This is a genomic window from Pseudomonas sp. Pseusp88 (genome assembly GCF_047303955.1).
GTDB lineage: Bacteria > Pseudomonadota > Gammaproteobacteria > Pseudomonadales > Pseudomonadaceae > Aquipseudomonas.
On record NZ_JBGLYM010000002.1, the window covers coordinates 170,793 to 183,326 of the forward strand.

The following is a 12,534-nucleotide window of genomic DNA, read 5'->3' on the forward strand; positions in this document are numbered from 1 at the left end:
ATGAAAGCCCGAACCGCACTCGCCGCACTCGTAACCTCATTAGCTTTGTTGGGCCATGCCGGTCTGGCCGCCGCCCAGGAACAAAGCGCCAAGGCCCCGGCCAAGACCGTTGTGCTGGTACACGGTGCTTTCGCCGACGGCTCGTCCTGGAACAAGGTGATCCCGATTCTGGAAAAGGCCGGCCTGAAAGTCGTCGCCGTACAGAACCCGCTGGATTCCCTGGCAGGCGATGTCGCCTACACCAACCGCGCTATCGTCAATGCCGAAGGGCCGGTGGTTTTGGTGGGTCACTCCTGGGGCGGCGCGGTCATCACTGATGCGGGTGTAAACGAGAAGGTTCATTCACTGGTTTACGTTGCCGCTTATGCGCCGGACAACGGCCAGTCAGTACTGGACACCGCCAAGGACTATGCGCCGACGCCGGGCCGCGTCTCGTTCATCAAGGATGCGGATGGCTACGTCAAAGTCAGCGACGAAGGCGTCTTCAAATACTTTGCCCAGGACCTGCCACGGCCGGAACAGGAACTTGTCGCTGCCACCCAGGGCGCGCTGAACAGCCGTGCACTGAGCCAGCCGGTCACCCATGCGGCATGGCACAGCGTCCCCTCTTATGTGGTAGTGGCGCGCAACGACGCGATCATTTCGCCGCAACAGCAACTGGATCAGGCCAAGCGCATGCATGCGGTTTCGGTGGAAGTCCCGTCGAGCCACGTCGCCATGCTGTCTTACCCGCAAGTCGTCGCGGACCTGATCATCAAGGCCGCGCAGTAATATAAAAAGCGATCTAAAATTTGTCCGCAAACTAGACGACCAGTCTAATTATACCCAAGGGTTCTTACCGAACCCGCCCTTACATCCAACTGAAACAAGGAATGGCAAAATGAAAGTTCTCATGGTCCTGACCTCACACGACACCCTCGGCAACACCGGCCGTAAAACCGGCTTCTGGCTCGAAGAGCTGGCGGCACCCTACTACGCCTTTCTCGACGCCAAGGCCGAAATCGTCCTGGCCTCGCCAAAAGGCGGCCAGCCCCCTCTTGATCCAAAAAGCAACGAGCCATCGTTCCAGACCGATCTGACCCGTCGCTTCGAAGCCGACCCAAAGGCCACCGCGCAACTGGCTGCCACAGTGCGCCTGGACAGCGTTTCGCCCGCCGACTTCGATGCCGTGTTCTACCCGGGCGGTCACGGTCCGCTGTGGGACCTGGCCGAAGACAAGAACTCGATCCAGTTGATCGAGGGTTTTCTCGCTGCGGGCAAGCCTGCCGCCCTGGTCTGCCACGCCCCCGGGGTACTGCGTCATGTGAAAAAGCCTGATGGCACGCCGCTGGTAGACGGCAAGAAAGTCACCGGTTTCACCAATACCGAAGAAGAAGCCGTAGGCCTGACCAACGTCGTGCCCTTCCTGGTCGAGGACGTGCTCAAGGCCAATGGTGGCCTGTACTCCAAGGGCGAAGATTGGGGTTCCTACGTCGTCACTGATGGCCTGCTGATCACCGGCCAGAATCCGGCTTCGTCCAGCGAAGCGGCGAAGGTGCTGATCGCCAGCCTGAACAAGGCTTGAGTGAGTGCCCGGCGGGAGAGGCTTTCTCTCCCGCCGGATCCGCTCGACTGACCCCATTCGAAATTACGCAAAAAGGTAGTGTCATGAGCAAAGGTATTGCAGGAAAGGTTGTACTGATCACTGGCGGTAGCACCGGTATCGGTGCCGAAGTCGCCAGGCTGCTGGCCAGTCGTGGCGCCAGCGTCGCAGTGGCGGCGCGTCGTAAAGACAAACTCGACGAGGTTGTCGCCGAGATCACCGCCCAAGGCGGCGCGGCAAAGGGCTACGCCCTGGATGTCACCAACAAGCATCAGGTCGAAGACGTGGTTGCCGCCGTGGTCGCGGACTTCGGCAAGCTTGATGTACTGATCAATAACGCCGGCCTGATGCCGATCCGGCCCATGTCGGAGGTCAATACCGACGAGTGGGACGCCATGATCGACGTCAACCTCAAAGGTACGCTCTACGGTATTGCCGCAGCGCTGCCACGTTTCATCGCCCAGGAAAGCGGCCACATCATTAACCTGAGCTCGGTGGCCGGGATCAAGGTCTTCGCACCCGGCGGAACGGTTTATTCAGGGACCAAATTCGCCGTCAGCGCCATTTCCGAAGGCTTGCGCCAGGAAGTCGGTGACAAGATCCGCGTGACCTCCATCGAGCCCGGCGCGGTGGACAGCGATCTGAAGCACAGCACGTCCGGCACCGCCAAAGACAACGTGCTGGATTTCTACAAACAAGCCATCCCCGCCGCCTCGGTCGCCAGGGCAATCGCCTTTGCCATCGAACAGCCTGACGATGTGGACATCAACGAAATCGTTATTCGGCCGACGCGGCAAGCGTTTTAGGGCGCCATAGACCTGATCCCGGGGCAGGAGCGGCTTGTGGAGGCGGATTGTGGGAGCGAATTCATTCGCGAATGAGGTCGGTGCATCCAATACATCTGCATCGCCTGGAATACCACTTTCGCGAATGAATGCGCTCTCACAGGTTCGCCCTTACCGATTTGAGTTCTTTCATTTTTCTCACTGGAGCATCGAGACATGCAAAGCATATGCACCGCCCTGCCTGCCGAGCCGCACCGTGCTCCGGGCCTGGCAATCACCCAACGTAGCCACTTCCCTGCCCCCGGCAACCAGGCAGATTTCGCCGAGAACCCCCAGGCCCTGTCGATCGCCCTGGCCATCCTGTGCATCGTGCTGGTGGCCCTGACCCTGCGTCCGGCCATCGTTTCCATCGGCCCGCTGCTGCCCGGCATGCAGCAGGCGTTCGCCCTGTCCCATACCCAGGCTTCGCTGCTGACGGCCATCCCGACGTTGCTCATGGGCCTGCTGGCCCTGCCCACGCCGTGGCTGGCCCGTCGTTTTGGCCGTGACCGGGTGATTCTGGTTGCCTTGGCGGTGCTCTGCATCGCCACGGCCCTGCGCGCCTTCGCCGACTCCATCGGCCTGCTGTTCCTTAGCACTGCCGGGGTCGGCGCCGGTATCGCCGTAGCGGGGGCGCTGATCGCCGGTTTTGTCAAAGCCAGCTACCCGGAACAGGCAGCGCTCCTGATGGGCGTGTACGCCACCGCTTTGGCGCTGGGCAGCACCGTTGCCGCAGCGCTCACCGGGCCACTGACGATCGAGGCCGCCAGTTGGCGGATCAGTGCCGGCTTCTGGGCGCTGCCGGTGGTCATCGCATTCATGGCCTGGCTGTATATCGAACGCCAGGGTCGCAGCCACGAACGGAGCAAGGCTGCTGGCGCCGCCCAACCCATGCCGCTGCGCAACCCTACGGCATGGCTGATCGCGCTGTTCTTCGCGTGCAACAACATGATTTTCTACGCTTACATTTCGTGGATTGCCCCGATGTATGTGGACTTCGGCCGCACCCCCACCTCGGCCGGGTTGATCCTGGCAAGCTTCACCCTGGCCTTCATGATTGCCAACCCGGTATTCGGTCTGCTGAGCCGCAACGAAGATCGCCGCATCGCTCTGGCGGTCAGTTCGGGGATCGCCTTTGTCGGCATCCTGGCCACAGCCATCGCGCCCCAGGCCGTGCCCTTCGTGATGGTCCCGGTGATCGCCTTCGGCACCGGTGGCGCCTTTACTCTGGGCATGACCTTGCCTCTGGACAACGCTCGATCATCCGCCGAGGCCAACGCCTGGAACGCCATGGTCCTGTTGTTCGCCTATGTCGTTGCGGCAGCGGGGCCGCTGTTGATGGGGTATCTACGTGATGCCACCGGCAGTTTCCAACCCTCGCTCTGGCTGATGGCTGGAGTGAGTCTGACCATGGTCATCCTGACCCCGTTTCTAAAACCTTATCTGCACAAATAAGGCTATAGATGGCGACTCTCGGAAGGCGGTGCCGCTTCGTATTTACCCCAGATACGCCGCAGCTGCCGCGCCGAGCCGAAGCCTGAGCGTTGCGCGACGGCTTCCATGTCCAGGCTCGACTGCATCAGCAATTCGCGGGCAACGGTGACCCGCAGCCGGTGCAGGTAATCCAGTGGGCTAATGCCGGCGTGCTCATGGAACAGCCGCGCCAGATGTCGACTGCTGGTGCAGGCCAGACTGGCCATGCGCGTAACGCTCCAGTCATCGCAGGGTGCAGCGACAACCGCGTCCTGCACCCGATGCAGGGCCGGATGCAAGTGATTGCGCCCGGAAACCCAGGGCGACAATTGCGGATCCGCACCGCCGCGACGCATGTACACCACCATTTCCCGAGCCACGGCGCAGGCCAGACGCGGCCCGGCCAGCTCCGCGACCAGGTGCAGCATCAAGTCGATACCGGCGGTGACCCCGGCGCTGCAACTGATCCGGTCATCGGTGACATACAGGCGGTTCTCCAGCACCCGCGCCCTGGGCGCCATGGCCTGCAGCGCGGCACACAGGGAATGGTGGGTGGTGCATTGGCGACCGTCGAGCAACCCTGCCCTGGCGGCACTCAAGGCTCCGGCACAGACACAGATCAGCCGCTCCTTCGAAGGCGCAAAAACGCGCTGTAACCAGTCGGTCAAGGTCGCACTGGCGGTTTCGAAATCGCGCTGGCGTGCCGCCGTTACCTTCGACGTAGAACCGACCAGCACCACCAGCGTGCCGGGTAGCAAGGCGTCCGGCAGCGGTGCCAGGCCCGTCAACGGCAGGCTGATGGAAGTCTGCAGAGCGGCCACCGGGCTGACGTACTGCAGGTCGAATTCCACTGCGCCCTCGTCCTCGACTTGAGAAGCAAGGCGCAGCACTTCGGCGGGCCCGGCAAGGTCGAGCATCAGCGCATTCGGCAGCAGCACGAACAGCACGGGGATCGCCATGGTTATCAGCCCTCCAAAGCCTGGGCGACCGTGACGATGCGGGCAAAGCGGCCTTCCAGCACCAGCTCGGTACGCTCACGGATTTCTGCCGGACTGTAGGTGCGGCCGCTGCGGGCGTGGGTCATGGGGAAGGTCAAGGTCGCCTCACTGACATAGTCAACATTGAAACCGCTGTCGGAAGCGTGCCTTGTGGTGGTCTCGCAGCACTGTTCGGTGCGGATGCCGCTGACGATCAGGGTGTCGATATGCTTCTGCGTCAACCAGGCCGCCAGTCGCGTACCAGCCAGGGCACTGTGGTAATGCTTGTGAACGACAAAGTCAGGATTGATCGACAACTCGTCCAGGGCACGGACATTGCCCGATGCCAGGGAGAAATGCCCCTGATCTTCGACGTGAAAGACTTGTACCACCGGGATGCCCTGCTGAACACAACCATCGATCAGCGCCTGTTGTTTTTCCAGGTACGCCGGCAGGTCAGTTTCGGACCAGTAGGTAGAATGACGGAAGGAGTGCTGAACATCAACGACGATAAGGGCTTTGCGGCTCATGATGGGTCCTTTCTGGCGTGTTGTGCTGTGAGTGATGGTTGCCATGTTAAGGATGGGCCGCAGAGGCCAATAGACCCTGGCAGGACCAGCGAAGGACGGTTTCGGACATGTTTCTTAACCGACAGCACCTGTGGGAGATTCTATGATTGTTGGAAACCTCTCAAGCAACCTAAGAGTGGTATTCGCTCTGATTTTTTAACAGAACGAACACCGTGCCGTGTCCGCCATCGCCGTTCGCGATGGCAGGCTCGCCAATGCCTGATATACACCCTGCGCTCCAGACTCCTACTATCGGTCACGACTGATCATTCGCGCGCCGGCAGGTGCACGAATTGCCAACAATAATAAATCGAGTCCCACGAGGTTCATCCATGAAAACCCTGACTTCCGGGCAGGCGTCCGGTATCGCGTCCGTGGACGGCAACGCGCAATTGAGCGTCGGCCAACGCTATGTCACCTTGGGCGGCTCCTGGGCTGCGTGGTTGTTCGATGCACTGGACGCCACCGTATTCGGCTTTGTCCTGCTGGCCATTGCCAAGACTTTCTCGGTCGGGCTGGGAGATGTGGTCTCCACGGTGGCCTGGTTTCTCCTGGCGACCGGTATCGGCGGCTTCTTTCTTGGCAATATCTCCGACCGGATCGGGCGCAAGAAAACCATGATGCTGTCGGTATTCGTCTACGGCACCGGCACCCTGCTGTGCGGCTTTGCCGACAGCCTGTGGCAACTCAACCTGTTCCGTTTCTGCGTAGGCATCGCGGTGGGCGGGCTGTGGTCTGCCGCTGCGGCACTGGTCTCGGAAATCTGGCCCTCCGAGGGGCGCGCCAAAGCCTTCGCCGTAATGCAGACCGGCTGGTCGGGCGGTGGCTTGCTGGCAGCAATTTTTGCCTGGAGCTTTCTGGACAGCGGCAACCCGCAATCCTGGCGCACGCTGTTCATCTATGCCTCGATCCCGGCCTATTTCACCCTGGTGTTCATCTGGCTGTTCGTCAAGGAATCGCCGGTCTGGCTGGCCAATCGCGAGTTCATGCGCAACAACACCAGCAAAGGCCGGCTGCTGGAAATCTTCAGCCCGCAATACCTGAAGGTGACCCTGCTGGGCCTGAGCATTTCCGTGCTGGGCATGTACGGTTACTGGATCATCACCACCTTCATGCCCGCCTATCTGCAGAACATTCTCAATGTGCGTATCGATCAGGCCCCGGTGTTCGTCATCTGGATCGGCATTGGCGCCACCATCGGTTACCTGGCCTACGGCTATCTGGCGGAAATCCTCGGTCGTCGCCTGTCCTTCGCGATTTTCTTTGGCGGCATGGCGATCATGGTGCCGGTGTTCGCCTACTCTGCGACCCTGATGCCACTGACTGACGGCAAGCTGCTGTTCACCACACAGAACGTGATTACCCTGGGATCGCTGGCCGCACTGCTGGGCTTCTTCACGGGATACTTCAGCGGTTTCGGTGCCTGGTATTCCGAGCTGTTCCCCACCAGTATCCGCTCCACCGCCTCGGGCTTCTGCTTCAACTTCGGCCGCGTCGGTGCCATCGCCGGTATCAAGCTGGTACCGGTCTTGATTCCCCTGGTCGGCTTTACTGCGACCATTTCCCTGGCTTCGGTTTCCTACGCGATTGCCGCCTTCATGGTGTTCACCCTGCAGGAAACCAAGGGCGTCCAGCTCACCAGCGGTAACTGATTGTCAGCTGCCGGTCGGTTCGCCGCCCATCAAGTCAACAATATTGACTTGAGATATCCGGCCCGTATAGCTTGTTGGTATTCGTCGCCACCGCGCCGCTTACCTGCGAGGTTTATATGGTCGATTACCCAGTACCGGTCCCCCCTGGCGTCTGCATCCCTCTTGGTAACCGGAGGCTTGCGCGATGAAAGCATTGATCGTGCAAGCGCCCGGGCAACTGGCCTGGGTCGAGACTGCCGAGCCGGTGTTGTCCAGCGCTCACGGCGCGCTGGTTCGACCCATCGCATCGGCGTCCTGTGATCTGGACCGGCGCCTGATCGCCGGGGTTACTCCCTTCAAACCGCCCTTCCCCCTCGGTCATGAATGCGTTGCCGAGGTGTTGGAAGTGGGTGAGCAGGTCAGCAGCGTACGCCGTGGTGACCTGGTATCGGTGCCCTGGAAGATTGCCTGCGGTACCTGCCCACAATGCCTGGCAGGGCGCGCCACCGCCTGCACAACAGTGCCGCGCCATGCCGCCTATGGCGTGCCTGCGGGCGGCAATTGGGGCGGGCTGTTCTCGGAGAGGGTTCACGTACCCTTCGCTGACGCCATGCTCGTCCCCCTGCCGCCCAGACTGAATCCTCTGGCGGTAGCCAGTGCCAGCGACAACCTCACCGATGCCTGGGTCGCCGCCAGTCGGCCGATCATGGCACGGGAAAAGGCTCGGGTATTGGTAGTCGGCGGCACGGAAAGCCTTGGCGTGCTGGCAGTACAGATGGCCGTTGCCGCAGGAGCGGACAGCGTCGACTACCTGGATGACAATGATTACCGCCGGGACCTGGCCCTGCGCAGCGGCGCCAATGTCGAACTGCAGCCAACCCTCGACGAAGGCTACGACGTGGTCGTCTCGGCCACCCGCGACCCACAGGCCCTCCATCGCGGGCTGCTGGCACTGGCGCCTGGCGGGCATTGCTCGTGTATCGGCATCATCTTCGAAGACCCGAAAATCCCCCTGTTCGGCATGTATTTGCGCGACGTCACCCTGTCGGTGGGTGCCTGCAACGTGCGGCCGCACATCCCCAAGGTGTTCGACCTGGTCGGCAGCGGACGATGCGACCCCCTCCTGGTGAGCCCGGTGATCATTTCCCCCGAAGAAGCCACCGACGCCCTGCTGCACCCCTTGGCCAAGTGCATCATGGTCCGCGAACGCATCACTTAATTAAGGTTTTCCGCCAGGGACAGCATGACCTTGGTCCAGGCCTCCTGCCCCTGGTCATCGGTACGGGAGAACGCCTGGCGCAGGGCCTGGCGCTCCAGTTCGGAAGCATTCTGCTCCAGCGCCTGCCCTTGTCCGGTCAGGGCCAACAGCTTGAAGCGGTGACGCTCCGGCGCACGGCTGTAACAGACCAACTCCTGCTCAAACAGATGGGTCAACGGCCGGTGCAATGCCTGCTTGCTCACCCCCAAGGTCATCGCCAACTCGCCAACATTAATCTCGGCGGCACGGGCAATGACATAGAGGATGCGGTGATGGACGCGAGAAAGGCCGTGGGTGGCAAGAAAACTGTCGGCCTGCACCGTCAGGCCGCGAAAGCCGAAATGCAACAGCTCCAGGGCATGGTCGAGGGGGTCCAGCGACTTCATCTGCACCGAAGCTGTGTTTATTTTCCTGTCTATGACCATGACGCCCGCATCCGGTGAAAAGAGGTGAAGCCTAAGCGGTTGCAGCCAGCCACATCAACCTCCCCCTCGCCGATACTCCCCCGGCGTCATCCCCACATGGCGCTTGAACAAGTGGGCGAAGTGGCTGGGGCTGCTATAGCCCACCTCAAGGGCGATCTCGATGACACTCATAGCCGAGTGCAAAAGCAACCGCCGCGCCTCCTCCATCCGTAGTTGAATGAAATACTGCGATGGTGCCTGGCCAGTGGCCTTGCGAAACAGACGGCTGAAGTGGAAGTCGCTCATACCCGCTTCCCGGGCCAGTGCGGCGAGGCTGAAGTCAGTGGCGATTCCCGCCGCCATCCGCTTGATCACCCGCTGTAGCTTGTAGGCAGGCAGCGCGCTGGCCGGGCGCACACCAGCCTGTTCATCCCGATAATGGCGCACCAGATGTACCGCCAAGGCCTGGGCGATACCGTGGATATACAACGGGCTCGCCTCCCCCGGCCCCGTCATTTCGTCGTACACAAACCTGATCAGACGTGACAACTGAGCATCCCTGGCCCCGGAAACATCGCGTAGATACAAGGTATCGGTCTGCCCCGTCAGCAGCTCCTTCGCCGCAAGGTCCAACAGACGCTGGCTCAGATAGATATGTGCTACCTGAAAGCCTTCCTCGCCATGGGTGTGCCAACGCATCTCATAAGGCTCGGGAGACATGGTCAGAAAGAAATCATTAGCGCTGACAGAGCTTTGCAGCCAATCCCCGCCAATCTCCCGCTCCTCCACCTTGGCGCCGCCCGCAAGCACCAGTACCAGCAGCGGCTCCGCGACTGCCGGGACCAGCAAGGGCCGCTGGGTGTTGTGGTGGGTATACAGCTGAAGTTGTACATCCGGATCGCGGAACAGACCGCCCGCCTGATGATCGCCAGCGGGCAGATGGTCGGGCATCTGTTGCGCCGGGATTCGCGACTTCGAGGATTTACGGATAGCCATGGCGATGCAGCCGGTAAATGTTTAATTCGTCATCTTAGCCGATTAAAAAGCAAGATCCCGATAGTCCGGCAAGAGCACGTCAGAAGCAGATCGGCGGATCAGCGAGAGTAACGGCGTAGTCCAGCGGCACCTCTGCCGTTGGCCCTTTTAGCCGGAGAACAGCATGACAATCGATACCCATGGAGAATTTGCAGGCCAGGTCGCCCTGGTGACCGGAGCAGCCAGCGGCATAGGTCGCGCAGTGGCCTTGCTGCTGCATCAACGTGGTGCCCAGGTGGTGGCCGAAGACATAAATGCGACAGTCCATGATCTGGCCCGCCCGGGCCTGGTACCTCTGGTCGCCGATATCAGCGCGGACGGGGCAGCCGAAACGGCGGTGGCCACAGCGATCAAGCATTTCGGGCGCCTGGATATCCTCGTGAACAACGCCGGGATCATCATCAATAAGCTGCTGATCGATATGACCCGCGAGGACTGGGAGCGCATCCAGCGAGTCAACGTCACGGCGGCATTCCTGCATGCACGGGAATCGGTCAAGGCGATGATCCCCAATCGCAGCGGGGCGATCGTCAATATCGCTTCCTATGCCGCATTCCAGAGCTTCCCGACCATCAGCGCCTACTCGGCCTCCAAGGGCGCTCTGGCACAACTGACCCGCACCCTGGCCCTGGAAGTAATTGGCGAAGGCATCCGGGTCAATGCCGTCGGCTCGGGGGATGTAGTGACCAATATCCTCAATGACGTGGTTGACGACGGCCCGGCATTCCTCGCCCAACATGGCCAGACCACGCCGATCCAGCGCGCGGCGCAGCCGGAAGAAATCGCCGAGGTGGTGGCGTTTCTGGCTTCGCAGCGGGCATCCTATCTGGTCGGGTCGGTGGTAATGGCGGATGGAGGGATGAGTGTTACCGCAGGTTAGCCACGATTCGTCAGCCCGACACGCCATCAGCATGCACAAAGCACAGCTTGTTGCCCTCGGGATCGCGGCAATAGGCGCCGAAGTAATCCGCTGAGTACTGCGGCCGCAGTCCCGGCGCGCCCTCATCCGCCGCGCCCCGTGCCATGGCCGCTTCCCAGGCCGCCCGCACTTGTTCCCGGGAGGCTGCAGCGAAACTGACCTGCACGCCATTGCCCCAGGTCGCAGGCAGGCCATTAAAAGGCTTCTGCACAAAAAACTGCGGCCAGGGTTTGCCCGGACGCTGCCAACCGGCCCCGGCCGGTCCACCGTCGTCCTCATCGGGCATGCGCTCCAACCCTAACGGGGCAAGGACGGCCTCGTAGAATGCGATCATGGACGTCAGATCTCGAGCGCCCAGCTGGATATGGCTGAACATGGATGTTCTCCCTGAATGGTTGAGGCCGACCGCTATTGATCCACGTGCCTTCGCACACAATGCAACAGATTCTCCAGAGGCCCAGCCTTGCCGGGTTCTGTAAGGCAGACTGTGTGCTGACGACCCTCTTCACTGATCGACAAGGTGTAACTCAGGCAATTCGGTGCCAAGTGCCCGGACGGGCTATCACCGGACAAATGGAAAAAACCCGATGCCTCCACCAATTGGCGCAACTCCTGCTGATCAGCGTCAGACAAACTCTCAACATCAAGAGTTCGTGGCTTGCTCAGGCCGGGGAAGTAAGCAACTCCCCCACTCTGGAAAATAGAAATTTGCATGGTGCCTCCTGATCAGCGCCCAGTGCTTCAAACCTTGATCCCCACCGCCGCCCATCCGGCCTTGACCGCTTTGTGCTGGCGCTTGCCCGCGCCATATAACCGGCCGGCCACGTCATGGGTAATACGGGCAAACAGCGAAAACCCGGCATTGGGGCGCAGTCGTGAATCACGCAGCGCGTCATACCAGATGCGGCCGGCAGCTTCCCAGGCATAGCCGCCAATGGCCGTTGCAACCTGATAGAACGCATGATTGGGAATGCCGGAATTGATATGTACGCCACCATTATCGTCATAAGTGTGGACAAAGTCGTCCATGTGCCCAGGTTGGGGGTCCTTGCCCAGTACCGGATCGTCGAACGCGGTGCCGGGCGCTTTCATCGAGCGCAGGGCCGTGCCTTTGACTTTCTTCGTGAACAAACCCTTGCCGATCAGCCAGTCCGCGTCCTGTGCCGTCTGCTTTAAGGCGTACTGCTTGATGAGCGAGCCAAATACATCCGACAGGGACTCGTTCAAAGCGCCGGGCTGATTGAAATAAAGCAGCCGGGCTTCGTCCTCGGTAACACCATGGGACAACTCATGGCCAATGACATCAAGGGCAATGGTAAAGCGGTTGAATAGCAATTGATCGCCGTCGCCGAAGACCATTTGCGCAGAATTCCAGAACGCATTGTTGTAGTCACGACCAAAATGCACAGTCGCGTCCAGGGCCATGCCCGCGTCGTCGATGGAATTGCGATCGAACACCTCGGCGAAGAAATCGTAAGTTGCCCCCAGTGCTGTGTAGGCCTCATCGACCGCCGGGTCACCACTGGCAGGCTGGCCTTCGCCCCTGATCAGCCGTCCTGGCAGGGTGTCGCTGCTTTCGGCGCTGTAGATCGACCGGCGCTTGCCCGCAACTGACGTAGCGACCAGTTGCGCGGGGCCTCTGGAGGGGTGGGTGAGCATGCGCAAGGCACGAAAGGTACTGTCCTTGGCCCTGGTGCGCAACGCGGCATCCCGTTGCGACTTACTCCCATGGCGGGCGATCTGGTCGAGCAAATACGGCGGAATCAGGCAAAAAATCGGCAGACGCTCATGTTGATCACACATCGACTGGCTCCATTCAATGCAAGGATAGCCAGGCCAGATGCGTCCCGCATTGGGCTGAC

The 12,534-nt window shown here is 60.9% G+C and carries 14 protein-coding genes; 7 read left to right on the forward strand and 7 right to left on the reverse strand.

From position 1 onward, the window contains the following. The 4 genes from ACCD02_RS03145 (at position 1) to ACCD02_RS03160 (ending at position 3,861) form a co-directional block, all read left to right on the forward strand. Positions 1 to 771: an alpha/beta fold hydrolase gene (locus ACCD02_RS03145; protein WP_413298517.1), complete on the forward strand. Its 771-nt coding sequence runs from the start codon at positions 1 to 3 to the stop codon at positions 769 to 771. A gap of 109 nt (positions 772 to 880) precedes the next feature. Then, on the forward strand, positions 881 to 1,564 hold the full coding sequence (locus ACCD02_RS03150) for a type 1 glutamine amidotransferase domain-containing protein (protein ID WP_413298518.1): 684 nt from the start codon (positions 881 to 883) through the stop codon (positions 1,562 to 1,564). An 83-nt stretch (positions 1,565 to 1,647) separates the two neighbouring features. Then, on the forward strand, positions 1,648 to 2,388 hold the full coding sequence (locus tag ACCD02_RS03155) for an SDR family oxidoreductase (RefSeq protein ID WP_413298519.1): 741 nt from the start codon (positions 1,648 to 1,650) through the stop codon (positions 2,386 to 2,388). 195 nt (positions 2,389 to 2,583) lie between these two features. Continuing rightward, positions 2,584 to 3,861: a CynX/NimT family MFS transporter gene (locus ACCD02_RS03160; protein ID WP_413298520.1), complete on the forward strand. Its 1,278-nt coding sequence runs from the start codon at positions 2,584 to 2,586 to the stop codon at positions 3,859 to 3,861. Positions 3,862 to 3,863: 2 nt separating this feature from the next. Here the strand turns inward: ACCD02_RS03160 and ACCD02_RS03165 are convergent, their stop codons facing one another. Continuing rightward, positions 3,864 to 4,838: a GlxA family transcriptional regulator gene (locus ACCD02_RS03165; RefSeq protein WP_413298521.1), complete on the reverse strand. Its 975-nt coding sequence runs from the start codon at positions 4,836 to 4,838 to the stop codon at positions 3,864 to 3,866. Between the two features lie 5 nt (positions 4,839 to 4,843). After that, complete coding sequence (locus tag ACCD02_RS03170; protein WP_413298522.1) at positions 4,844 to 5,386, reverse strand: cysteine hydrolase family protein; 543 nt, start codon at positions 5,384 to 5,386, stop codon at positions 4,844 to 4,846. Positions 5,387 to 5,757: 371 nt separating this feature from the next. Between ACCD02_RS03170 and ACCD02_RS03175 the strand changes: the two genes are divergently transcribed. Together ACCD02_RS03175 and ACCD02_RS03180 are read left to right on the forward strand one after the other, a co-directional pair. Continuing rightward, the gene (locus ACCD02_RS03175) at positions 5,758 to 7,077 is read left to right on the forward strand and encodes an MFS transporter (protein ID WP_413298523.1); all 1,320 of its coding nucleotides are present in this window, start codon (positions 5,758 to 5,760) and stop codon (positions 7,075 to 7,077) included. Positions 7,078 to 7,261: 184 nt separating this feature from the next. Further along, a complete protein-coding gene (locus ACCD02_RS03180; RefSeq protein ID WP_413298524.1) occupies positions 7,262 to 8,275 on the forward strand; it encodes a zinc-dependent alcohol dehydrogenase in 1,014 nt (337 codons plus the stop codon). On the opposite strand, the gene ACCD02_RS03185 is transcribed toward ACCD02_RS03180, so the two are convergent. After that, positions 8,272 to 8,700 carry a MarR family winged helix-turn-helix transcriptional regulator gene (locus tag ACCD02_RS03185; protein WP_413298525.1) on the reverse strand — a complete coding sequence of 143 codons (429 nt, stop codon included), beginning with the start codon at positions 8,698 to 8,700 and terminating at the stop codon, positions 8,272 to 8,274. The genes ACCD02_RS03180 and ACCD02_RS03185 overlap by 4 nt on opposite strands. A 93-nt stretch (positions 8,701 to 8,793) precedes the next feature. Further along, positions 8,794 to 9,714: a helix-turn-helix domain-containing protein gene (locus ACCD02_RS03190; RefSeq protein WP_413298526.1), complete on the reverse strand. Its 921-nt coding sequence runs from the start codon at positions 9,712 to 9,714 to the stop codon at positions 8,794 to 8,796. Positions 9,715 to 9,877: 163 nt separating this feature from the next. On the opposite strand from ACCD02_RS03190, the gene ACCD02_RS03195 reads away from it, so the two are divergent. After that, entirely contained in the window at positions 9,878 to 10,633 is a 756-nt protein-coding gene (locus tag ACCD02_RS03195; protein ID WP_413298527.1) for an SDR family NAD(P)-dependent oxidoreductase, read from the forward strand. A gap of 10 nt (positions 10,634 to 10,643) precedes the next feature. Here ACCD02_RS03195 and ACCD02_RS03200 read toward each other — a convergent pair whose 3' ends face one another. The 3 genes from ACCD02_RS03200 to ACCD02_RS03210 are packed head-to-tail and all read right to left on the reverse strand — an operon-like array spanning position 10,644 to position 12,475. After that, positions 10,644 to 11,048 carry a VOC family protein gene (locus ACCD02_RS03200; protein ID WP_413298528.1) on the reverse strand — a complete coding sequence of 135 codons (405 nt, stop codon included), beginning with the start codon at positions 11,046 to 11,048 and terminating at the stop codon, positions 10,644 to 10,646. A 32-nt stretch (positions 11,049 to 11,080) separates the two neighbouring features. Further along, the gene (locus ACCD02_RS03205) at positions 11,081 to 11,386 is read right to left on the reverse strand and encodes a protealysin inhibitor emfourin (protein WP_413298529.1); all 306 of its coding nucleotides are present in this window, start codon (positions 11,384 to 11,386) and stop codon (positions 11,081 to 11,083) included. Positions 11,387 to 11,413: 27 nt separating this feature from the next. Next, positions 11,414 to 12,475 (reverse strand): M4 family metallopeptidase, encoded by a 1,062-nt coding sequence (locus ACCD02_RS03210; protein WP_413298530.1) that lies wholly within the window; start codon positions 12,473 to 12,475, stop codon positions 11,414 to 11,416. Positions 12,476 to 12,534: the final 59 nt, after the last annotated feature.